17 protein-coding genes are annotated in these 24,666 nt (G+C 42.4%); 9 read left to right on the top strand and 8 right to left on the bottom strand.

What is annotated here, in order from left to right; genetic code table 11:
- The gene (locus JIG41_RS06520) at window positions 1–852 is read right to left on the bottom strand and encodes a universal stress protein (RefSeq protein ID WP_065978588.1); all 852 of its coding nucleotides are present in this window, start codon (window positions 850–852) and stop codon (window positions 1–3) included.
- 250 nt (window positions 853–1,102) lie between these two features.
- On the opposite strand from JIG41_RS06520, the gene JIG41_RS06515 reads away from it, so the two are divergent.
- The 6 genes from JIG41_RS06515 (at window position 1,103) to JIG41_RS06490 (ending at window position 10,733) form a co-directional block, all read left to right on the top strand.
- Entirely contained in the window at window positions 1,103–2,293 is a 1,191-nt protein-coding gene (locus JIG41_RS06515; protein ID WP_065978589.1) for an MFS transporter, read from the top strand.
- 316 nt (window positions 2,294–2,609) lie between these two features.
- Window positions 2,610–5,864: a winged helix-turn-helix domain-containing protein gene (locus tag JIG41_RS06510; RefSeq protein WP_199524456.1), complete on the top strand. Its 3,255-nt coding sequence runs from the start codon at window positions 2,610–2,612 to the stop codon at window positions 5,862–5,864.
- A gap of 17 nt (window positions 5,865–5,881) precedes the next feature.
- The gene (locus tag JIG41_RS06505) at window positions 5,882–6,259 is read left to right on the top strand and encodes a DP-EP family protein (protein ID WP_065978591.1); all 378 of its coding nucleotides are present in this window, start codon (window positions 5,882–5,884) and stop codon (window positions 6,257–6,259) included.
- Window positions 6,260–6,408: 149 nt separating this feature from the next.
- On the top strand, window positions 6,409–7,389 hold the full coding sequence (locus tag JIG41_RS06500; protein ID WP_312000480.1) for a sensor domain-containing diguanylate cyclase: 981 nt from the start codon (window positions 6,409–6,411) through the stop codon (window positions 7,387–7,389).
- Between the two features lie 136 nt (window positions 7,390–7,525).
- Window positions 7,526–10,045: a TonB-dependent siderophore receptor gene (locus JIG41_RS06495; RefSeq protein WP_199524455.1), complete on the top strand. Its 2,520-nt coding sequence runs from the start codon at window positions 7,526–7,528 to the stop codon at window positions 10,043–10,045.
- A 139-nt stretch (window positions 10,046–10,184) separates the two neighbouring features.
- Window positions 10,185–10,733, top strand: a complete 549-nt coding sequence (locus JIG41_RS06490; RefSeq protein ID WP_199524454.1) for a hypothetical protein — start codon at window positions 10,185–10,187, stop codon at window positions 10,731–10,733.
- A gap of 3 nt (window positions 10,734–10,736) precedes the next feature.
- Here JIG41_RS06490 and JIG41_RS06485 read toward each other — a convergent pair whose 3' ends face one another.
- From JIG41_RS06485 to JIG41_RS06470, 4 genes are all read right to left on the bottom strand, one after another.
- Window positions 10,737–11,639, bottom strand: a complete 903-nt coding sequence (locus JIG41_RS06485; RefSeq protein ID WP_074988987.1) for a lipopolysaccharide assembly protein LapB — start codon at window positions 11,637–11,639, stop codon at window positions 10,737–10,739.
- 286 nt (window positions 11,640–11,925) lie between these two features.
- Window positions 11,926–13,278 (bottom strand): magnesium transporter, encoded by a 1,353-nt coding sequence (locus tag JIG41_RS06480; protein ID WP_036966832.1) that lies wholly within the window; start codon window positions 13,276–13,278, stop codon window positions 11,926–11,928.
- 155 nt (window positions 13,279–13,433) lie between these two features.
- The gene (locus tag JIG41_RS06475) at window positions 13,434–14,432 is read right to left on the bottom strand and encodes an AraC family transcriptional regulator ligand-binding domain-containing protein (RefSeq protein WP_036966829.1); all 999 of its coding nucleotides are present in this window, start codon (window positions 14,430–14,432) and stop codon (window positions 13,434–13,436) included.
- Window positions 14,416–15,333 (bottom strand): sensor domain-containing diguanylate cyclase, encoded by a 918-nt coding sequence (locus tag JIG41_RS06470; RefSeq protein ID WP_036966826.1) that lies wholly within the window; start codon window positions 15,331–15,333, stop codon window positions 14,416–14,418. Before JIG41_RS06470 ends, JIG41_RS06475 begins: the two co-directional genes overlap by 17 nt.
- 284 nt (window positions 15,334–15,617) lie before the next feature.
- Here JIG41_RS06470 and JIG41_RS06465 point away from each other — a divergent pair, with 284 nt between their 5' ends.
- Complete coding sequence (locus tag JIG41_RS06465; protein ID WP_196857332.1) at window positions 15,618–17,918, top strand: TonB-dependent siderophore receptor; 2,301 nt, start codon at window positions 15,618–15,620, stop codon at window positions 17,916–17,918.
- 58 nt (window positions 17,919–17,976) lie between these two features.
- A complete protein-coding gene (locus JIG41_RS06460; protein ID WP_074988991.1) occupies window positions 17,977–19,902 on the top strand; it encodes a phytase in 1,926 nt (641 codons plus the stop codon).
- A 78-nt stretch (window positions 19,903–19,980) separates the two neighbouring features.
- On the opposite strand, the gene JIG41_RS06455 is transcribed toward JIG41_RS06460, so the two are convergent.
- The 3 genes from JIG41_RS06455 to JIG41_RS06445 form a co-directional block, all read right to left on the bottom strand.
- Window positions 19,981–21,561 (bottom strand): L-lactate permease, encoded by a 1,581-nt coding sequence (locus JIG41_RS06455; RefSeq protein ID WP_206770716.1) that lies wholly within the window; start codon window positions 21,559–21,561, stop codon window positions 19,981–19,983.
- Window positions 21,562–21,639: 78 nt separating this feature from the next.
- Window positions 21,640–22,224 (bottom strand): YqaA family protein, encoded by a 585-nt coding sequence (locus tag JIG41_RS06450; protein ID WP_036966814.1) that lies wholly within the window; start codon window positions 22,222–22,224, stop codon window positions 21,640–21,642.
- A gap of 59 nt (window positions 22,225–22,283) precedes the next feature.
- The gene (locus JIG41_RS06445; RefSeq protein ID WP_177222581.1) at window positions 22,284–23,192 is read right to left on the bottom strand and encodes a GGDEF domain-containing protein; all 909 of its coding nucleotides are present in this window, start codon (window positions 23,190–23,192) and stop codon (window positions 22,284–22,286) included.
- 236 nt (window positions 23,193–23,428) lie between these two features.
- Between JIG41_RS06445 and JIG41_RS06440 the strand changes: the two genes are divergently transcribed.
- Window positions 23,429–24,661 carry a TMEM143 family protein gene (locus JIG41_RS06440; RefSeq protein WP_036966811.1) on the top strand — a complete coding sequence of 411 codons (1,233 nt, stop codon included), beginning with the start codon at window positions 23,429–23,431 and terminating at the stop codon, window positions 24,659–24,661.
- Window positions 24,662–24,666 lie beyond the last annotated feature (5 nt).

Raw genomic sequence — 24,666 nt, 5'->3', positions numbered from 1 at the left:
CTAGCGTAATACCACCAACGGAATACGGCTATCTTCAAGCATTTTTAATGTGGTGCTGCCCAAAAAGAATTGTCGCCATTTAGAGTGACCAAATGCCCCCATCACCATAAGATCAACGGCATGGTCGCTTTTGTAACGCCATAACGCCTCATATACATCGCCATCGAGCATGCGTGCTCTCACATTAAACCCATGCTCTGCTAAGCGTGCCGATGCGGTGTCCAGCTTATCTTGGCAATGACCATCATGCTTATCGACCATGACTAAATGACAACCTAAGCCTTTTAAAATCCCCCCTTTAATAATTTGGCTTATTGCTTGGTCAGTACTGTCACTGCCATCGTAAGCCAGCATAAAATTAGTGGGAGCATGAAACTGCGGCGGCACAATTGCCACAGGAGTATGAACTTGACGAATTAAGGTTTCGATATGCGACCCTAGCATCTTAAAATTATCACCGTGTCCTTTTCCTGCACGGCCAATAATCATTACTCTGGCACTGTCTTCATGTGTCAGTAACGCATCGACTAAACTCATTGAAAGCTGTTGTTTTTCAACAGCGGTCAGCCCTGCATGCTCAGCTTTCTTTACAGCTTCCTCTAACAGTAAATGGCCATGTTGAGCAGCGACTTTATTGCGCTCTTGTTCAAGTTTGGCAAGCTGTTCAAGTAATGATGTTTGCGAACCTAAGCCAATAATCGCCGTAAGGTCATCACTACCCTGTTGCAAAGGAGGCTCTAGCGCATGTAAAAAACGTATGGGGTGCGAAGTACGTTTGGCTATCCAAATAGCAGCCTCTGTCACTGCACTGGTGATAGTTGAACCATCAATACAGGCGAATATCTTTTCCATTGCCACTCCCTCCAAAGCCAAGTCTATATACACAGTATAGTTGGGATTTATATTTGTATTTATTTTGAAATGCTCAGCCTTAAGAAGTTCAACTTTATTCGTTATAGCAAACTAATATAGAACGTTCCAAAAAGTGCTGGTTTACTCTATTTTATTTGTATTACAATAGCGCATAGCACCTCTTATCATCAGAACGCAACATGGTTCTGGCATTTTCTATTTCTCTTAAAACATGTTTTAAAGGAGTTACATGACTAACGTCACCAAAACTCAAGGCCGCGAAAGCACCTTTACAATCTTAATCGTATTAGCCTTAGGAACATTTATTCTTGGCCTCTCTGAGTTTTCAATGATGCCAATGCTGCCGCTTATTAGCGAAACATTTTCATCAACTCCGGCACAAAGTGGGTATGCCATTAGCGCCTATGCTATTGGTGTGGTGGTGGGTGCGCCACTTTTTATGATCACCACAGCCAATATGCGAAAACGTAATGCCCTACTTATGTTTGTTACTATGATGTTTTTATTCAATGGCTTAAGTGCTTTTTCACATTCTCTTGAGCAATTGATTTTATTTCGCTTTTTAAGTGGCTTGCCCCATGGAGCCTATTTTGCCGCCGCTATTTTACTGGCCGCCGACATTGCCCCTGCCGACAAACGAGCCAGCTTTATGTCAAAAGTATTTATGGGCTTAACCGTGGCGACCATCGTGGGTGTACCAATGGTGACGTTAGTGGGACAAAACTTTAGTTGGCGCTATTGTTTAGCTGGCACCGCAGTGCTTGCTCTTGTTGCCTTAGTGCTAATTGTAAAATACGTACCAAACGTTAAGAACTCATCACCCACTTCAATTCTAGATGAATTAAGTGTGCTGAAAAACAAGCTAGTATGGACTATTTTAGGCATCATTATTATTGGTTTTGGCGGCGTATTTTGTGTTTACACTTACATTGCCGACACTATTTTAATTGTGACTCATACGCCCGCTTACACTATATCAATCGCTATGATCATGTTTGGTATTGGCTGCACCTTAGGCAACTATGTGTTAGGAAAGGCAGCCGACCATTCACCACTAAAAACCACAGGGGCAGCACTTATAGGTGCCGTCGTATTTGCAGCAAGTTATGTCAGTGCCAGCCACAATATTTGGCTACTTTATGCGGTGATTTTCTTTATTGGTTTTAGTGTTGGTTTGGGTACTGTTATTCAATCACTATTAATGGATGTATCACCACAAGGCCATGCCATGATAGGTGCACTCGTACAATGCGCATTTAATACAGCCAATGCCATTGGCCCTTGGCTTGGTGGTATGGCCATTGCCCAAGGTGCATTGCCCAGTCAAACGGGTTATGTCTCGGCAGCCCTTTTTTTAGGCGGCTTTATGATGTGGTCATTAAGCGCAATACAAATGAAAAAATTACGCGTTGAAAGTTAACCAGTTAGTCAAATTTGTAGCCGCGATTTCATATCGCGTAGAAGGAGTGGCGTTTAATCAAGAATGGCTTACCATTCGGCGTTAAAACGCCTCCTTCAACTTGCTACTCTCTTTTTATTCATCCCGAAATACCTCTTCGATTCTTACGTTAAATACACTTTATAAAAACGTATATACACTCGATATGTTGACTTTTTTGTTTCAAAAAAGGCAACACACTTGCCGTCAATCTCATAATATAGTATTAATCAAGAGTGTGCGTGGCATGAACAAAATCGGTCCAGGCGATTAATTTTAATAAAAAGAAGATAACACTATGAGTACGGCGCTGTTTTTCGTTGGTGAGTGGCAAGTTACCCCCAGCACAAATTCAATACGACGTGGCGAGCAAGTAAAACACATCGAGCCAAAAGCAATGGATGTATTATTGCTGCTATGCGAAAAACAAGGTGAACTGTTAACCAGCGATGAAATTATCAATCACTGTTGGCCAAATGTAGCGCTTGGCGATAACCCGCTACATAAAGTGATCACGCAGCTACGCAAAGCATTTGACGATAAAGCCAGTGATCCGCAGTACATCGAAACCATTCGTAAACGCGGTTACCGCGTTATTGCCGAAATCAACTTTGTGCTCAACGAAGAACAAAAAGCCAGCCAAACCAGTTGGCAAGGTGATTCGCCTTTTGTTGGCTTAAGTGCGTTTGCACCTGAGCAAGCCGATGTGTTTTTCGGCCGTAATAAACAAATAGAAACCTTATTACACAGGGTATCGGCTCAAATAGAGTTTGGTCGCGCGTTTTGCTTAATATTGGGGGCCAGTGGTTCAGGTAAATCGTCGTTAGTTAACGCAGGTGTATTGCCCGCTTTAATGTCGAGTAATGGCTACGATGGCATTAGAGTACACAGTTACTGCCAACTCGACTTTGCCGATGTGAGTAAAGAGCGCTTACTCCTTGATTTAGCCTCAACCTTGCTCGATTTAGAAATAAACGACGCACCTGTACTTCGCGATATAAGCGCCGATACACTGGCTGAATTGTTATTAACAGATCCAGAACAGGTTATTACCCGCTGTAAAGCAGCCCTTGCAACGCTAAATACAGAGCACACTACGCCCTATTTATTTTTATTTATCGACAGGCTCGAAGTGCTATTGTCATCACCGGTATTTAGCGACGACGAGCGCAGTCAGTTTTTAAAACTCATAGAATGCTTAGCGACAAGTGACTGCATGATCATTTTTAGTGCCTGTCGTAATGACTTTTACCCGCAAGTAGTGAGCCAACCAAGTTTAATGGCGGGCAAAGCCAATGGCGCACACTTTGACTTATTAGCGCCAACGCGTTCAGAGCTTAAGCAAATGATCCGTTTGCCAGCACTGGCAGCAGGCTTAAGTTGGCAACATCACCCAGAGCATCACACACCGCTTGATGAACAACTTTGTAACGACACCGCCAATAACCCTGATGCACTGCCGATGCTGCAATACACGTTGCAACAGCTTTACTTGCAGCGCAGCCCAGACAACGAACTGCTGTTTACTGAATACCAAGCCCTAGGCACCATCGAAGGAGCCATCGGTCAAAAAGCCGAACAGGTATTTTGCCAATTACCCAAAGAACAACAAACTGAACTTGCCGCTGTACTTTCTAAACTGATCACCTTAAACCCAGATGGCGAAACACTCACCAGCCGCGCAGCACGTTGGAGCGAATTAACCAGCCCTGCTGCAACCAAGCTTGTTAAGGCCATGGTCGACAGCCGTTTGTTTGTATCGCACCTTAAAAATGAGCAAGCCTGTTTTAGCCTTGCCCACGAAGCGTTGCTGCGCCATTGGCAACGCGCTATCGATTGGGTGCAAGAACACCAACAAAGCTTAGCAATAAAGAGCCGCGTGCAACTAGCTACCGAGCGTTGGCTGCTTGAACAAAAACACACCGACTTTCTACTAGCCCAAGGCAAACCGCTGCAAGAAGCACACAGCCTAGTTAAAAACCCTATGTTTAGCTTATCAAGCGACGAACAAGCGTTAATTAAAGCTTCTAGCAATAAAGCGAAACGTAAAAAACGCGTGTTACAAATAACGGTGGCTGCACTTGTTTGCTTAACCTTTATTGCCACATTTATGAGCGTGCGCAGCTACCATGCAGAGCAAGTAGCAAAACAAAAACGCCAAGAAGCTGAGAGTTTATTGGGTTTTATGGTCGGTGAATTTGCCGACAAACTCAGAAGCGTTAATCGTATGGATTTACTGGATGGTATTAGCAATAAGGCTCTTGAGTATTTTTCCAATCAAGACGAAGAAGCTGCCTCGTTGTTTGACTTTAGCGATAAACAAGCTCAGTTTAATAACCGCTTTCAATACGCTCAAACCTTAGAGGCCATGGGCGAAGTCGCCTATTCGCGCGGCAAAACCGACGAAGCCTTCACCGCCTTTGAAAATGCGCGAACGCGCCTAGAATCTTTACTAAAAATTCAACCCAACAACCTTGATGTTTTAATGCTTGCAGGGGCTAATGCTTTTTGGCTTGGTAACTTAACTTATGAGCAAAGTAATTACCTAGCTACTGAACCGATGTTTAAACGTTACTTGGCTTACAGCGAAAAAATGTATCAGCTTGCCCCTAATGACTTTAATTCGATTATGGAGCTATCTTACTCACACAATTCACTGGGTTCACTGTATTTAAAGCAGTTTAATTACGCACTCGCAAAGCAGAGCTTTACTGAGTCTTTAAAACTTAAAAACCAAGCCCTTGAGCTAAAACCTAATAACAAAAATTTATTACGCGATAAAACAGACACCATTAGTTGGATTGCAACCACAGAAGAAAGGCTAGGTAATTTAAACGCAGCTCTCGAACTGCTTGAACAAGCCACTCAAGAACTAGTCAACATGCTTGAAACGTCACCGAATGATGCAAGCTTACATAATTATTTAGCAAACACTTATATGCAACAAAGCTTTTTATTGAGCTACTTCCCAAATAAGAGAGCGGCATTTTTAAAAGCAGAAAAAGCAACTAATGCGATTAATAGAGCTAGGATCCAAGATCCAAAAAATCAAAAGTTTCAACGCACTTTTTATAGAACGCTTGCATATCAATTAATGCTATTAGATAAAAGTAAAACAAGTGACAGAGTACCAGAAGTTTTAAGTTACATTGATGAACAGGGATTTTCAGATACGACTTTAATAAACGTTCAAATAGGTGTGATTCATTATTTAATAAATCGAAACCTTTTAAATGAAGCTGAAGAGCTACTATTAAAACTAGAAAGCAACTCAGATTTTATTGAGAGAATATCTGACACTAGCAAAATAGAAAACAACTCTGCACTAATAAAAGCTAATTTAATTAAAGCAAAGCTCGCTAAAGACAAAATATCAAAACAACAAGCATGCCAAGAAACTATTAATACAATCGAAGAAAACAATAATGGTAGTAAAAGCATTAAAATGACCTACCCCCTAATTCAAGCATATACTTGCTTAAATAAAGAAAGTGAAATCAATACACTAAAAAACAAACTGATTGAGTTAGGTATCACTAACTTTGAACTATAAAAATTAAAGGGAAAAACATGAGCGAAAATCAAACTTACAATTTTACAGTGAATGTTTCACTTAACACTGAAAATGAAGCTGTATTTACATACTTCCAAGACGGTCAGCAAGTTTCTGGTGGCGGTACTGTTAACCAAAGAAACAGCCTAGGTATCTATACATTAGATGAAGCAACGAGTGCAGCAGGATTTGTATTTACAGGTGCTAACTTTTCAAATATTGAGGGCGAATGTGCGCAAGACTTTAGCCACTCTGTTACTGATAATGGCCAAACGATTCAGATTTCAGATTCTGATGAGAATAGCGGTAAAGCATGTATGGTTTTCACTGTAGAGTGCAATGGCATAAGTTATGAAAGTGCCGATCCGCAAGTAAACAATGAAAAAGAAAACTAAACAACACCCACATAAGGCTCCATCAAGGAGCCTTTTACTACTTATAAACAATAACTTAAAACCAGAAGATTACCGGAAGGTTAATTTGCACTTTTTTAAGTAACTTTATAGACACCAAAATCGTTTGCATCGGCAAAAAGGAAACGAACGTGTCTACTAACAAAAATGAACAACCAAACACAGCTAAATCAGAAGCGAAAAATACACTGTCGCAGTCTATCAATTCAGAGCAACTTGCACTAATTGCACAAATGTTTCAGAACATTCCTGAAGGGGTGTTTATCATTAATGGTCAAGGCACATTTGAATTTGCAAACCCGATGGCGGCACAACTTTTAGGTGATAACCAAGAAGCGTTAATCGGTCAAAACCTGTTACATTACCTACACGACACCGACCGTGACAAATACATGTATACCCTACTCAATTGGTTAGATCATAAAGACTCGCCCATTAGCCTTGGGCCAAACGAAGTTAAAATTAACCGTGCCGATAGTAAAACCCTTGAAGCGGATTTATGTATTTCAAGCTTGCCAAAAAATATAGCTATTGCAGAAAACTTATTTATTTGTGTATTACATGATTTATCATCACACAAAGAGCAATATAATCGCTTAGTTAAACAAGCCACCACTGACCATTTAACCGGTCTTGCAAACCGCCTTACATTAGAAGAGTCATTAAAAAAACATTGGCAAGAAAGCGTACAAACTAATCAAGCGATTAGTACTATATTAATCGACATTGATTATTTTAAATTATTTAATGACCGATTCGGTCATGTTAAAGGCGATAAATGCTTACAAAAAGTCGCGAGTATAATTGCCGAATCATTGCCTTCTCGCGATTGTTTAGCTGCGCGTTATGGTGGCGAAGAATTCGCCATTATATTACCTCGCTGCCAAAAAGACACCGCAGAGGCCATCGCTAAACATATTCAAATTAAAATAAATAATACGCTATTTACCGACATTGGTTTACCGAGCGACTTTAGAATAAGTGTAAGCCAAGGTATTGCATGTGAATATAATAATCAATATCGCACATCAGAAGCGCTAATTTGTGCAGCCGACACCGCGTTATATCGTGCAAAGACAGAAGGCAGAAATAAAATTAGCACGAGCCTATAAACACTTAATTAACAAACTAAAAACCTAGTTAACAAGTCGTATTGGTTACGCATATACTATACTTTAATATTATTTGTTTGTTCCCACTTTGCATTTTACACTGCGCTAAAATAGATAAGTCAGATGGGAATCAACAATGGCATTATTCAACAAATTACCTTTGCAACTTGCAATTGCAAGTACGCTTGCTGCATCAGTGACTGCAATCGCTGCTGAGCAACCTGCTGAAAATACAGCAAAAGACATTGAAGTTATTTCAGTGACGGGCACACGTCGTAGTTTACGTAGCCTGTCTGAAAGTACAGTACCGGTTGATTTATTAACAAGCCGCGACTTAGCAAGCACAGGTCAGCTTGAAATTAGCCAAGTACTTGCCTCTCAATTACCAAGCTTCAACTACCCAAGTGCGACCCTTGCTGATGGTACCGACCACGCTAAACCTGCTGTATTACGTGGCCTCGCTCCTGATCACACCTTAGTACTTGTTAACGGCAAACGCCGTCATGCAGGTGCACTATTAAATTTAGGTGGCACAGTGGGTCGTGGTTCAACGGCAGTTGATTTAAATAATATTCCTACCTCTGCGATTAAGCGCGTAGAAGTACTGCGTGATGGCGCAGCGGCACAGTATGGCTCCGATGCCATTGCTGGTGTAATTAACATTGTACTAAAAGATGCCGATGAAGGCGGTAGTGTAAGCTACACCTATGGTGAGTACGACACGCAAATGGCAGGCTCGCCACAGTTATTAAGCACAGGCACAGACAGCGAAGGCAACTTAAGCTTTGCAAAAGGCGCTGACCGTAAATTAAACGATGGTATTTCACGCACCGCAAGCGCTAATGCGGGTTTTTCATTTGCAGATAATGGCTTTATTAATATTTCAATTGAATCACGTAATAACGAGCCAACCAACCGCTCAGGTATTGACCAGCGCGAGCAATATAGCCGCGATGCAAACGGTAACCTAGACCCACGTGAGTTTGACTTTGACCGTTATAACCACCGTTTTGGTAAAGCTGATATCGAAGATATTGCTGTGTTTTATAACCTAGGTTACGAGTTTGATAACTCGCTATCACTTTACTCATTTGCCAGTTACTCAAACCGTAAAGGTAACTCAGCGGGTTTTTACCGTCGTGCCAAAGACTCTCGTAACTTAACTGAGGTTTACCCAGACGGTTTCTTACCAGAAATTGATACCGACGTAGATGACTACTCATTTGCTATTGGCCTTAACGGCGAAACCAATGACTGGGCATGGGATATAAGCAGCAATTATGGTCGTAATGACTTTGCGTTAGGGGTAAGCAATAGCTTGAACACCTCAATGGGTGTAAATAGCCCAACTGAGTTTGATAACGGTGCGCTTGTCTACGAGCAATACCTCGTTAACATGGATGCCAGCAATACCCTTGATTTAGGTTTACCCGACGATGTATTTGTGACAATTGGTGCAGAGTATCGCCACGAAAACTACCAAATTAAAGCAGGTGAAAAAGCCTCTTACATCACTGTACTTGATGAAGAAGGCAACCCTGTTGCGGCGGGTGGCGCACAAGTTTTAGCGGGCTTTTCACCAGAAAGTGCCACCGACAAGAGCCGCCATAATGTCGCGGTATTTGCTGAGTTTGATACGTACCTAACAACCGACTGGAATGTGGTTCTTGCGGGTCGCTTTGAAGATTACAGTGACTTTGGCAGTACCTTTACATCGAAACTGGCTTCGCGTTACAGCATTAATGAATCACTGTCGCTACGCGGTGCAATCAGCACAGGATTTAGAGCACCATCACTTGCACAAACGTCTTACAAATCGGTAAGCACAGTGTTTGAAAATGGTATTCCAAGTGAAGTTGGTTTGTTCCCTGTTGATGAACCTGCCGCAAAAGCACTGGGTGCTCGTGACCTTGATGCAGAAGAATCAGTCAACATGACTGCAGGCTTTATCTTTACGCAAGGCGGTTTTAGTTTAACACTTGATGCGTATCGCATTGACATTGATGACCGTATCGTCTTGTCTGAAAATTTAAGCGGCCCAGAAGTAGAAGCTATTTTAGCCGAAGCAGGCGAAGTTAATACTCAAAGTGTTCGCTACTTTACCAATGCCATTGATTCACGTACGCAAGGTGTTGATATTGTTGCAACCTATTCATTAGGCTTAGAAAGCTACGGCGATTTACGCTTAAGTGCGGCTGTTAATTTTAATGATACTGAAGTGACTCATATTAAAGAAAACCCCGCTGAGCTGGAAGCGCTTGGTGACAGCTACGAGTACTTTGCACGCCGTGAAATCACCCGCTTTGAAGATGGCACGCCAGCAGATAAGTGGAACTTGTCGGCAACCTGGGACTTTGAAAACTTTCAAACAACATTACGTGCTACGCGTTATGGTGAAGTTGTGGATACATCAAGCACACCAGAAGGTGATGAAGTCATTGATGCAAAATGGATCACGGACTTAGAAGTCGCGTACCGCCCATCTGAACAGTGGAAATTTGCTGTTGGCGCAAACAACTTATTTGATCAGTATCCACAAGATACTGTAAGCAATATAGGCTACAGCGACTTTAATCAAATTTTCACCTACAGTGCATTCACACCTTATAGCTTAGATGGCCGTTTTATCTACGGAAACATCACCTATAGCTTCTAAAAATAAGCGGTGCTGGCTTAGGCTGGCACCGCGTCCTACTTTGTAAGTAAAGCCCGCGAGTAAAAATATCTCGCTTGTAACCAACTTTTTTCAGACCTGCTGCGACTAACTTAATAACTTAACCCATTAGGACAGCATCATGAATTTAGTACGCATTACGACATCAGCTCTATTAGCCGCAGCCACCACAGCCTGTATTGGCCTTTCAAGCGCAAGCACGACTATTGACGATAACAACTACCGTGTTATCACGTTTAAAGACTGTAAAAAAGTTCATGAAGGCACGTTAAACAACGAGCAAATTGCCGCCTATCAACAATTAAAACGTGAACAAGAAAAGCTTGAATCACTGGAGTTGCCACTAAGCGACTTGGAAGAGCAAGTCACGGCCTATTCACAGCAAATAGAAGCGATTACAAAAAAAGCTGTGGTCGAAGATGAAAACCACCTTAGAATAAATAAAAGTCTGTTAAAAGAACAAGATAAACTAACTAAACAGCTTGATAAATTAATCGCCTCGCATGATGCCGATTTCAAAGCGTTAGATGAACAAGCTAAGCACATGGAAAAAGCTGCCACGTTATTTGATGAGGCTATGAAACCAATGATGGAGCAAGGTGAGACGACCCATTTGCAAATTTTAGCGCCGGGTGAAACTGAAAAACCGGGGTGTTTTTACACTATATAAAGCCTAAAGCTGCGTTTTGAGCTGTGTATAAAGTTTGGCATGAGATGGGCGAATGTCTTCTTTATGCACTTGCTTAAACCAATGTGCAGCTTGAGCTCGGTTACCCGCTTGCCAGTGAATTTGTGCCAAACGAAGTTTATAGATTGCTATTACAAGTCGGTCTGACTTCGCGTCCATGTAGTTTAGCGACTCGACATAAAAGTGATTTGCTTTATCGTATTGTGACAATAATTGATGAGTGCGGGCTAGATTCCCCATTGCCACTGATATTTTTCGGCTATGGTCAGTTTTCAAAATCCATTCAACCGCAGAAACCCGACTAACCAAAGCGCGCTCAATATCGCCTAACGAATGGAACACATTTGCTTTGTTTGACGCCAGCTCAAAATGAAAAATAGGATCTTTACTTTTACCAAAACGACGCTCAGCTCTATCAAGAATATGCAAAGCAGTTTCTTTGTTGCCAAACACATGCTGTAAGTTAGCCAATTCGACCATACGCATAGGGTTACCAAACGAGTCATAAATGGCTTGTAGTTTATCAAAGGCTTTCGTTGCGTATTTACGACCCGTTTCATAGTCACCTAAATAGTGCATTGATTTAGCATAGTAAAAATACACTTGAACTTGAAATACGATGGGTAAGTCGGATTTTTCAATAAAAGGTTCGGTACTGTCTTTTAACGTTTGATAAGCCAGTTTGTCGTAATAATAATCAAATTGGTATGACTTTATCTCATACCATTTATCAGAATAAAGCTGCGCACTGGCTAATTGCTGATCAATGAAGTCTAAGCAGCTTACCTGCGACTGCTGAGCGCAATATACCTCGTGATCGCTAAAATTTTCAGACGCGGCTGCATAAAAACAGCCGAAGCCTAACAATAAGGTTAACGTTTTCTTCATTCACTAACATCTCAGTGAGAACACAACCAAAAAAATAACAAAAAGTAATACTTTATGACAGTTCTTTTTGACGTGTTTGATAATTTTAACGTGCAATCGCGTGTTTATTATACCCATTGGCTAAATTGCGTATTATTGTAGACTGCTCTAACCCTAAGTATCCGTTTTATATACAAAAATTATTAGTATCAATTTTTAGTTTTACACAAGATAAGTAAACAACGTATCCACTGATACCGTTAAATAGAAGCCAATAAGTATGAAGAACTATTGGCTTCACTGTGATTTATAGTAGCAACAGGCTTCCTAACCCGAGAAAGGTCACAAAACCAACAATATCTGTCACCGTGGTTAAAATTACAGAACCAGACAATGCAGGATCAATTTTAAGCTTATCTAGAATAGACGGGATCACAACGCCAGACAGCGAGGCAGCCACTAAATTAAGTAAAATAGCAATAGTGATAGTCACACTCAACATCCCGTCGTTAAACCAAAAATAAGTGAGTACACCAATCACCAATGCCCATACACAGCCATTTAATGCCCCTACCCTAAGCTCCTTTTGCAATAAAGCTCTGCGGTTAGAGTCGGTAACCTGTCCAAGCGCTAAACCGCGCACAATCACGGTCAATGTTTGGCTACCTGCAATGCCTCCCATCGACGCAACCACTGGCATCAATACCGCAAGTGCCACGACTTGCTCAATCGTGGCACCAAACAAACCAATAAACCAAGATGCTAAAAATGCAGTCGCTAAGTTAATGCCTAACCAAATACCGCGGTTTTTCGCTGATTTGGTGACACTTGAGAACAGGTCTTCGTCTTCACGTAGACCACCCGCTTTCGCAGCGGCTTCGTCGGTCACTTCTTGGCGTAATTCATAGGCCGATGACACCGCTAGACGCCCTAACAACTTATTGTCGGCATTCACCACTGGCATCGCCATTTTTTCACTGTGGATCACCACCTCTGCCGCTTCATATAAGTCATCATCAGCATGTAATGCTGATGTATCTAGGTTTGCATGCTCTAATAAGGTATCGGCATCATTGGCTTTAAATAACGCGTTTACAGGCACTTCACCAATCAACGTGCCTTTACGACTTACCAAATAAATTACTTCGGTGTATTGCGGCAAGCCTTTTTGCAAAATTTTACGAGCGCCCGCCACCGTCTGCTTTTCTGACACTTTTAACGCATCAAAGTCTAACCAGTGTCCTAGTTGCTCAGGGTTATACTGCTGAGCAAGTTCGTAACGCTTTGTTTGTACTTCATCAAGCTGGCGACGCGCATAATCAACAAAACGCTCTGGAATAATTTCTTCAAGTTCGAGTAGCTCTTCTACGCTCACTTCATCAAGTAATTTAAACCCTTGCGCTTCGTCTAAACTTTGTAATAACCACCGACAGCTGTCTCCCCCCAAATTAATGAAGATTTCATGCTGTGTGTCTTCGTCAAGCAGTTGCCAAATTTCTAATCGTTGTTCTTTGGGTAATGCTTCAAACAGCAGCGAGAGATGTTCTGTCGACAGTTTTTCTTTGGCGTCGGCAAGTAACTTATTTTTTCGCGTTGTGGTGTCACACTGAAGCAACTCATCAATGAGTTGTGGAAGTTGATCAACAGGATACTCAATCATCTAAGAGCTCGGTTAAATACATCAATAACAACAGTCTAACGCAGCTTTATTAAAATAACTGCCCCATCATTGATTTATTTTTCCTTGTATCATCTCAGTCATGTGCATTAACTTTTCGCTGTATACCTTATTAATCTTTATAACGAAATACCGGCTTATACCTTCAACTGACTTGGGGTAAGCCCAGTCCAGCGCTTAAACGCGCGCCTGAAATTAGCAATATCATAAAACGATAAGCGCATTGCGACCTGCTCATTACATTGTTCACGCATAGTCAGTAAGTATATGGCTTTGCGTTTACTTTGTTCTTCATACAACGCTGAAAAACGTACACCGTGAGCTTTTAACTTTCGCTTAAACGTCGCTGAGCTCATTGCAAACTGGCTTGCGACTTGTTCTAAATTAAGCGCTGGGTTTTGATAAATGACTCTGCTCACCGCTTCAACAAAGGTGCTGTTTGCTGTGTTTAATGTTGCCAATTGAGAGTTAACTTGTGAAAAGCGAAAACTACTAAAGGTAGGGTTTGTAAGCCTTAATGCTTGTTTGCTTAATACCCAGCGAGTAATGGGCTGTTCAAACGCAACGTTTAGCCCTAAATGTTGCTCATACTCTTGGCTGTGCCTTGCCCGTTTATAAGCGAAATCAAACTGACAAGGCACCCGCTCGCCAGCCACTTTTTTAAGCGTTTGATAAAATGCAGCACTGTAAATTTCGAGCACATATTGGCTCATTTCATCATCAAGACCCACAGCATTTTGCAACTCAATATAATACTGCTCGTTATGCACATAACTGTGGCTAAATAACAGCGGTGCAAGTTGCATACGCAAGGCGTTTAGTTGCTTAAGAGCTTGACCAATGCTCAAACTTTGCAAAACACCTTGGGCCACAACCGAGGTGTCATTAGCAAGTTGACTACCTAACAAAAAGCCACTGTCGGCCGATTTCATTAACAGCTTAAACTGCATCAATAAACGCAATTGCTGAGAGAGACTAAACTGATGCTGTACACTCATTAAGTCTTGCTCAAATACCCCTGTGCCTCTGAGTAATTTATGTAAACCAATACCGCGACTTAGAGCAAGCTCTACCAGAGTCGTAATCAGACCTTGCGCGGTTAGATACTTATCATCTTGATTAAGATACTGCTTCACAATGGCTGACTCTGTGTTGTTTTTGTTGTTGTAATGCGGCGTGTAAACGCGCGCTCAAACAGTGTGCTGTATCTCCTTGCTCACTGCCCACTAACGCAACGGTTGCATGCTGAAACTTCGCGTGTTTTTCGCCCTCAACCTTAAATGCGCAGTGACTCAGTGCCGAAGATATTTGTGCCACCAGCTCTTTGCCTTGTAACGCGGTGGTGTTTGGCATTAGCACCATAAAACAATCACCCGCATAGCGACATACCACATCAGTAAGACGACAATTCATTATCATAAGCTCACTGACTTCTCGCAGTAACCTGTCACCTTCGATAAAACCAAACTCGGCATTAAAATCGGCAAATCCACGAATATCAATGGCCGCAAGTTGCAACGGCTGCGACTCATTCAACTGCTCTTTTAACACCGTTTGTAAGTAATCGGCTTTATAAAGCCCAGTAATTGAGCACACTAATTCATGCTCACGGTGCATTGCTTCACGGCGCTTTAACTGACGATTAAGCACAAACTGCTCTTGGTGCCATTGATACAAACCTAGGCTTGTGAAAACCATACCAATGGGGGCAGGTAAAGACTCAATCAGACTTAGCCATGTATTTGTTGGCTGATGTAACCATTCATCAAATAAGTCCAGCGAGGCCGAAAACATAAAAAGACCAAGCCCTAACACTAAAAAGCAGGTGACTTTTCCGGGGGGTCTCGAAATGAGCAGTGCAAATATCCATGTTAGCGTCATCATCACAATGCCGCCCTCGCCGACAATATCCAGCCATGATATGTCGGCCAGCGCTTTTCGCTCTCCGTCATATGCACTGAGGATAAAAGCGCTCACAAATAGCGCTATAACCGCATTTGTTAAAAACCGGTGATGAATAAAAGGATTAAATCGCATGAAAGACACCTAACTATGAATCATGCTGCCATGCTAACCCGTTCGCATTTTTAGCAGCAGGGTCATATTAGCTCAATGATGTGACAGCAAAACGACACTCCCCCCTTTTTGATGACTTTAATCGCTGTATTTACCTTGATTAAGCGGGGTGATTACAGCTCAAAACGCTTTATAAACGCCTCTAATAGCTTGTTTTTAAAGGCTGCCAGTGGTTTTCTGTCACATTTGCGTCATTTAAGCTGGGTACTTTGCTCACCAAACCAAGGACAAGTAGGAGCAAATCCATGAAACAGTTTAAAACGAAGGCACTTGTAAGCGCCCTCGCCTTATGTCAATTCGGTGCCTTTGCACAAGAGTCAGACACCAACAATGAAAAGAAAGTAAAAGTATCAGAAGAGCTCGTTGTGTATGGTGAAATAGGTTATCGCAACCGTTCACAAGAGCTGGCCCCAACCCTTGAATACTCACAAGAGTACTTTCAACGTTTTGAGCCACTTACCGCTGGTGATGCTTTAAAACGTGTTCCTAGTGTGACATTTTTATCTGACGTATTAGAGTCAGATGGCGCCCGTATGCGTGGCTTGAGCCCGGCTTACACTAAAGTACTTATTAATGGTGAAGAAGTACCAGGGGCAGGCGCTGATCGCTCATTCTTTGTTGACCGCATTCCTGCTGAACTGATCGAGCGTGTAGAAATCATTCGCGCTTCAAGTGCTAATCGTTCTGCCGATGCAATTGCAGGAACCCTTAATATTGTTCTGCGTGATGGCTACAGCTTAGACGGTGGTTATATTCGTGCTGGCGGCCTGCGTTACGACGACGGCGAATTAAAAGAAAGCTTTGCAGGTGTGTACGGTACTGAATTTGCCGGTGGGCGTTTGTTACTTGGCGCAAACTTACAAGGACGCTATAACCCAAAACAAAAATCTAGCTTGCGGTATGGCGACAGCCCTGAAAACAACGAAAATTACAAAACTGAAGAATTTGATAACCGCGAAGATCAATCTGATATTCGCGATGGCGACGACACGTCACTGAATGCCAGTTACGAAATTGCCTTTGATAATGGCAGCAAGTTTGATATCAGTGCCATTTGGGTTGATACCGACCGGACTGAAGATGAACGCTCATTTGAATACGATGACCCAACAGCAACAAGTAACGCAATTGCAGAAGGCGGAAACCTCGAAACCGATAACGCCAATGTGTCTTTCATTGATCAAACTAACTACAACATTAACTCTGGGTACGAGTTACCGCTATTTGGTGGCACCAGTAAATTTAAAGTAGGTTATGCCCGCTTCGAAGAGTCGGTCTACGAGCAAGAGGTCGAAATTGATACCTCAGAACTCCCAATGGTGTTCGAAGAAGAGGAAGAAACCGTTGATATCGACGATAAAGAGTGGTCACTGCAATGGCAACATAGCCTATTTGCTGGTGAAAATAAAACCATTCAGTTTGGTGCATTTGTGCAAGGTAAAGAGCGTGATACAGCGGTTTATCAAGCAGAAGATGAAAATGAGCAAAGTTTTGCAAGTTGGGATCAATTTAGTCAAAACCCACTGTCACTTGCCGGCTTTAACAATGAATTTGAAGCCGCCGCGGGGGGTGTAAATAAGCTTAAAGAAGACCGTCTAGATGTATTCGCACTCATCAAACACGAAGACCAAGATTTCTCGTGGGAAATGGGGGTACGCTACGAAACAACCGACTCAACCATCACGGATAATGTCAATGATGTGACGGCGAAGAATGATTACGATTTTTTCTTACCATCGGCCCACTTACGCTACAACGTTTCTGAAAACGGCCGTGTTAGCGCCTCTGTGGCTCGTAGCTTACGTCGCCCAGATTTTGACTACATTACCCCTGCTCTGCTTGAAAAAGAGCTGGGTGATAACGACTTTTTAGGTAATCCAGACCTACAACCCGAATCATCGTGGGGGATGGATCTTGGCTACGAATACCGGTTAGGTAAAAGCGGTGTAGTGGGTGTTAACGTGTTCTACCGTGATGTAAGTGACTTAATTGAAGTTGCCAATACCAGCCAACAAGGTTCTGAAGGCGAAGGCACCTATATTTTGCAACCGCGCAACACCGGTGATGGTAATGTAAAAGGGATTGAGCTTGATTTATCAACACCTTTAACAGCCTTAAGTATGCCAAATACAGGGATTTTCTTTAACTATTCATGGCTTGACTCTGACGTTAATGACAATTTTGGTTCACGTAAGTTTAATGACCAATCTGACTACGTATTTAACGTTGGCTTTATTCAAGACTTACCAGATCTGGGCGCTTCATTTGGTGCCACATACCGTAAACAAGGCGATGCGTATGGCCGCATAGTGGGTGAAGAAGTAACAACACACTACGGAGCCGACCTTGAGGTATTCGTAGAAAAACGCTGGCAAGACATCACCCTACGATTAGTCGGCTCAAATTTGCTCGATGCAAGCAAAGACGAAACGTTCAACAAATTCGATACGCTTGATGATCAAGTCAACCGTGACTTTGACGAGTATGAGCTGGAGTCTGAAGAAGCAGGGCCTGTTATTCAATTAATGCTGCGTTACGCATTTTAATTTTAATAGACCGTTTTAAGGCAGCTCATTGCTGCCTTGTTTTATCTTGGGAAATCACATGAATATCACACAATCATTTAACCTTATCGCCAGTGCTATTTTGCTCAGTACAGTGGCGGCTTGTAGCCAAACAAACGCCCCTGTCGACAGTGCTAATCAGGTTCGCGCATTTGGACCCACTGAAAATGTACAAGGTTCACAAGCAGCAGCACTCACCAATAACACATGGTTAATAAGCTCAGAAAGCCAAGGGTTACAACTCATTGATGAAATGGGCAACAGCCATACTTTACAAAGCGGTAACTTTGAAACCTTGTCGGTGAAGGCGCTTGATAACGGCCACTACCTTGTCGCAAGTATTGACAATGAAACAGACCAAGCCGTTATATTTAAACTTCAAAAAGATGCCCAATGGCAATTAAAAACGTTAAGCAGAATTACGCCACCAAAAGCGAAACCCGAAGCGGTGTGTTTATTTTCAAACTCAACCACACACGCGGTGTCGGCGTTTGTGAGTGATGCGCGCGGCCTTATTCGCGAAACCTTGGTTTATGATGTCAAAAACAATCACCCTTTAAACCTTGAATTACGTGAATTTGCAGGAATAAGTGACACATCTGGCTGTGCGGTCGACGATCACAATAAAACCCTTTACTTAAGTGAGGGAGAGGTGGGTATTTGGCGAATTAATGCCGATGCCGAGTCGCGTGCAGATAAAACGCCTGTCGCACTTATGGCCCCATTTGGCAACTTGGTTCCTGAGATTGGCGGCTTAAGCACGACAAGCGATGGCAGCCTGTGGTTTACAACCACTGAAGATAACACGCTACATCGCTATGAGAGCAAAGATAAACGCTTCAGCAGCTGGCAATTTGCAGGTGACTTAGCACTCGAATCAGCAGCGGTCCACTTTAACAACACCAAAGCTGATATTGTTTTTTACGATGATGAATCGGGGCATTATGTAAAAGGCTTCATCAACACGCCGTATCAAGAACAGGTAAAACCTACCAAACAGGCGGTCACTTACATTACCGCACAAGCGCAAACAGATGCTGTGCGAGCTTTTGGAGACGCCGCTGACGATCCTGCAATATGGATCAACACACATGATAAAGCGCACAGCTTAATTCTTGGCACTGATAAACGCCGCGGTTTAATGGTGTATAACCTTGCAGGGAACGAGCTTCAAGCATTAGAAACGGGCCGTTTAAATAACGTTGATGTACGCCAGAATAATAGCATTGATAACCCAGCCCATACGTGGATCACCGGCAGTAACCGCACTCATAACAGTATCAGTGTGTATACCGTTGATACACAAAACAAGGTGCAACACTTAGCCGAATTGCCAACCACACTGACTGAGATTTACGGTATGTGTATGTATTCATCATCCACGGGTAACTACGTGTTCATGAATGATAAATCGGGGCTATTTCAACAGTACAAATTAACCGGTAACGCCACCTCAGTTAATGCCAAGCTGGTGCGAGAATTTAATGTACCGAGCCAACCAGAGGGTTGCAGCGCGGATGATAAAACCGGGGAACTCTTTTTAGGTGAAGAAGACGAAGGTATTTGGTTTATTGGCGCTGAACCAACAGCAGGCACACAGCCCGTGATGTTACAAACAATCAACGACATGTTGGTTGATGACATAGAAGGCATGGAAATTTATCACGCCACAGATACGCGTTATTTAGTCGTGTCTAGTCAAGGAGATAACAGCTATGTGCTGTATAAAATCATCGACGGCAACGTGCCACGCCTTGAATTTGCTGGTAAATTCGCAATTAGTAATAACCTTGAACGTGCCATTGACGGCGTTTCAGAAACCGACGGATTAACGGTCACAGCAACCCCTCTGCCGGGCTATCCTGAAGGAGTGTTAATTGTGCAAGATGGCTATAACCGCATGCCACAAGCACCGCAAAACTTTAAGATTATTGACTGGCGTGAAGTGAAAAAAGCGCTGAAATAACCGCTAAAGTGACTCCGCTAAGGTGTTGGGCTTATCTCAACACCTTTTTTATTAAGTAAGGCGACCTGTGGCATTACCTTAGCGATAAAACAGGTAACTAAAACAGCCCACCAGCGCCCCATAAATCAGCATTGGGAAAAAGGTTTTTTTAAGCACGGGGCCTTCTTGATTGTTCACCCCAACAATACTGGCCACAGCAATAATGTTGCTGATACAAATCATGTTGCCCATTGCCGCTCCTGTCGATTGAAGAGCCAGCACTAAGGTTTCTGATAACCCAACCTGTTGGGCAATACCATATTGAATCCCCCCAAAAGTAAGATTAGACACTGTCGCAGACCCCGAAAAAAACGTACCTAGCGCACCAAGGTATGATGCAAATAACACCCAATGCTCACCGGTTAAATTAGCAAACGTATTGGCGATATAAAATATCGGCGCCTTATGCCCTCCTTGCATTAACACATTCACCATCACTAACGCGCCAATTAATGCCACACAAGGCAATGCAATTCGGCTTAAGGTGTCATGAACCATGTGCGACACCTGCTTTTTATTCATCTTAAGCAGCGGAACACTCACCAATACCACCAACACAAACGGGATCAGTGCTGGCACAAACAAGGTTTTATATGACCAACTAACGGCTGTACCGAACAGCTCATGCAACGATATTATCAGTGCTTTACTGAGCTCAAATTGGGCAAATCCTAAATGAATACTCAACCAAACGGTTTCATCATTTAAAAGTGCTTTAATACCTAACTGATGAATACGCGTCAGCACAAGCACCAAAATCAATAACACAAGCGGAAAAAAAGCCAAGAATAACGCCTTGCCATCTATTGGCTTATTAGAGACGGGGGGCTGTTGTGACTTAACCAGTCCAATGCCCTTTTTTGCCAAAAATATAGTCACCAATAACCCCACTGCTCCGCCAATGAGTGATGGAAACTCGTAATTCCACTGCGCAAACAACCAATAAGGTAAAACACATGACAGCACACTTAAATAAACAAAAACGCTGTTTTTGCGCACCGTGTGAAAAGGCAATACTAAACACAGCGCAATCATGGGTATCACCAAAGCGGCAACCACATGACACAGCGCTGTCCACTGAGAGATAGCCAACACCTGTTGCTCGTTTAACGAAAGTGCCGAAAAACCAAACCACGTTGGCGTTCCCACAGCCCCAAACGACACAGGAATCGAGTTTAAAATAAGCGTAAACACAATCACTTTAAAAGGCGAAAAGCCAAGCCCGACTAAAATAGGTGCCGCAATTGCCGCGGGGGTGCCAAACCCCGACGCGCCTTCGAGCATAAATGCAAACGCCCACCCTATAATCATTAACTGCGCAACGTGATTACCGCTAATCGACTCTAACCAATGCTTAATCGTGGTTTCACCACCCGACACCGCTAACATCCGATTAAGTAAAATTGCCCCGGCGATAATTGAAATAGGGGTCAGTACCGACAACATGCCCATAAAGGAGTTGGCGAGAAGTAAACGAGGGTCGGCTTGAAAATAAAATAACTGAAGCAGCACACCAGCCAATGCCGACACAGGGAGTGCAACATAAGAAGGCACGGGACTGCGCTTAACCATCATCCAAATGAGTAAAAAAATGGGCAACGCAGCCACAAAGGTATTCATGATATATCCTGTCTATAATTAGCGTCCATTACCCGCTAAGTATAGACAGAATAACTAAATTTATAGGCACGAAATAAATTAAATCAGCGTACTTAACCACCAAAGTAGTAACACTAAAATCGACAGCCCTACCAATGCTTTGGTTTTATGCTTTTGAATAATGCGTTCAGCATGATTACCTGCGTAATACACCACAAGCGCTAAACCAAAATATCGAATAGAGCGTGCTATCACGGTCGCAAGTAAAAACAGCACCAACGAAAACTTCGTTGCCCCCGCGGCTAACATCGCAATTTGAAACGGAATGGGGATAATGCCAAGACTCAACACAAACCAAAATCCTTGACCTTGCATCTTTTGTTTCACTTGCTCGAATTGCTCAGGGTTTGAAAAGGTATTGATAACCCAATCCCCAACTACATCAAATAAGTAATACCCTAACGCATAGCCAAATACAGCACCGATAATACACCCGACTGTCGCCATCAGCGCAATTAACCACAACTTTTCGCGGCGCGCTTGCATAAGTGGCACAAGCACCGCTTCTAGAGGTATGGGCACAATAGTCGATTCTAAAAACGAGGCGATCGTGATTGATCTCAGCATATGTTTAGAATCAACAAACTGCCGTGTTTTTTGCTTAAGCTTTTTTGCTATACCCATCATTTATCCTTAACAATCGTGTTGCTTTTAAGGTTACAGCAAAAATGATTAACCGTCGCTTACGGTGCGTGGATATAGCGGCTACGTCCTTGATTTTTAGCTTGATACAACGCCTGATCGGCTCGTTTCATGGTGCTGCTAAAGGTTTCGGTTGCTCTTTTTATCGCTGATCCCGCACTGACACTGAGCGTTTTACCGGGTGAAATCATCACATTATTTGCTAAACCTAATAACTGCTCACATATCGTTTGCACCACATTTAGATCATCTGTGGGAATATAAAGCGCAAACTCTTCTCCCCCTATGCGGGCAAATAAAATGCTCGGATCAAGCTGTTGTCGGCACTGATAAACAAAGTCGATCAAGACTTGATCGCCCACATCATGACCGTGTTCATCATTAATAGCTTTAAAGTGATCAATATCGATAATAACTAAGCTGTGTGTTTTGGTTTGGTTTAACTGAACAAAATGGTAAAAATAGCGGCGGTTATAGGCTTTGGTGAGTACATCTGTTTTAAGCTCTTCGGCTAAGTTTTTGTGCGCTTTTGCTAAGTCTGACAAAGCCAAAAACAACCCAAAGCTGGTGACTAACATGCCAATTGTTCTAAACATGTCTTCGATATAAATACCAATCCATACCGGTTGATAAACCAGCTCATCAAGAAAGTCGAAGGTTAAGCCAATACTCCATAAATAGATCCCACTGCTCAAAAATAAGTAACTTAACTTAGCAACCGCCGACGTTTGTACAAATGAAAAGATAAAAATTAGGATCAATAAATTAATCACATCAGAGAGTACGCCATTTATATAAATATTGACTTCTAGACGATTAAAAATTGATAAATAACCCACCACAATACACAACAGAGTTACAATAAAGAAGCTAATAAATAATTGCTTCAAAAATATCGGGGCAGGAGCAGAATTAGCACTCCCCTCAAGAGGAATCATCGTCTCATTCATAGGCATAACTACAATTTACAGCAAGTGAACAAACAGTATCAAAGGGTAAATAGATGTACAGAAAATTACACTCTGTTCACCTAAAAACCAGCATTTGGGCTGGAGTAATTAATCTAAAAACAAGACATAAGGGGTAATAAAATTACCCAAATTAGTACCATAGGATATAATGTGTCGCATTCAAGTCGATATTTTCTTATTATCTGTGCCATCACTAACGACTCATACCCAATGTAATGACTAACGCACGTTTTATTCCCTTTCGAAAGCACGACATTATCACCTTATGCAATGATTATTTAGATGCGCAACACCGTGCCTCATTTCTAGAGTTTTGCAGCTTATTGCAAAGTGTTATTCATTATCAGTATCACGGCTTACTTGAGTCATTAAAAAATAGCTATGCGCCATTTGATCCTAACTCAGACACTCGCTCACTCACGTCGATTAATGAAGAGGCGCGCAGAAAGTACCAAAACGAATTTGCTAAGCACTTTGCCACAGTACTCAATGCCGCTAATTTTGAAACCATCACGACTCAAGACTTACAAGAGGCATTAACCGAAGAGTCTTTGTTTAAAGTGCGTTTAGAAGTCGAGTTTGATGACTTCGCTGAAGTGGTGTTTTATCGCCGAGGCGAATCACAAAAAACCGAAACGTTACGCACCTGGTGGGGGCTGAAGAAAAAGCACATATCGTTTACTAATTACGATCGGGTTGCGGTTTTCATCCGCTTTAAAGACCAACAATACTTTATCGATAAAGGCCGCATGCCGGTGGGTTTTGAGCCTAGTTCAACAATCGTCAAATTGTTTCAAAACGTCCCCAAAGCCGATTTAGAAATGCTGTTTCCAAACAGCGAAGTAAAAATGCGCCCCATTGATAAACTCATTATTGGCTCATCAGCCCTTATCGGGGGAGCGGTGGTGCTTGTTACTAAGCTTGGCGCATCAATTTTACTGTTAATTGCCATGCTTGCATTTTGGGGAGGCTGGCGCAGCGAAGAAGTGCATATGAGCCAACAGCACTTTATCACCTTTGCCATTGGTATGGGGGTGTTCGGCAGTTTTATCTTTAAAGAGTGGAGTAAATTTAAAAACCGTAAAATTCGCTTTATGAAAGCCTTAGCCGATAACCTGTACTTTAAAAACCTCGATAATAATGCAGGCGTGTTTCATACTTTGGTCGATGCGGCCGAAGAAGAAGACGTAAAAGAAGCACTCCTAGCCTACACCTTTTTACTGCACGCAAACGCAGCCATGACTGCCAAGCAACTCGATGACACCATTGAAACTTGGTTTAGCAACAATCACCACTGCACTGTTGATTTTGAAATAGACGATGCAATAAATAAACTAGTCAATCTTGAATTGGTCAGTGAAAACAAGGGTCAATACCTTGCCGTTGATTTAAAAACAGCAAAACAACGCTTAGATAAACGCTGGGATGCGTTTTTCAACTTCAGTTAGTGCTG

Origin of the sequence: Pseudoalteromonas sp. bablab_jr011 (genome assembly GCF_016464045.1) — a bacterium.
GTDB classification, from domain to species: domain Bacteria; phylum Pseudomonadota; class Gammaproteobacteria; order Enterobacterales; family Alteromonadaceae; genus Pseudoalteromonas; species Pseudoalteromonas lipolytica.
This window is presented reverse-complemented; position numbering and strand designations above follow the sequence as displayed.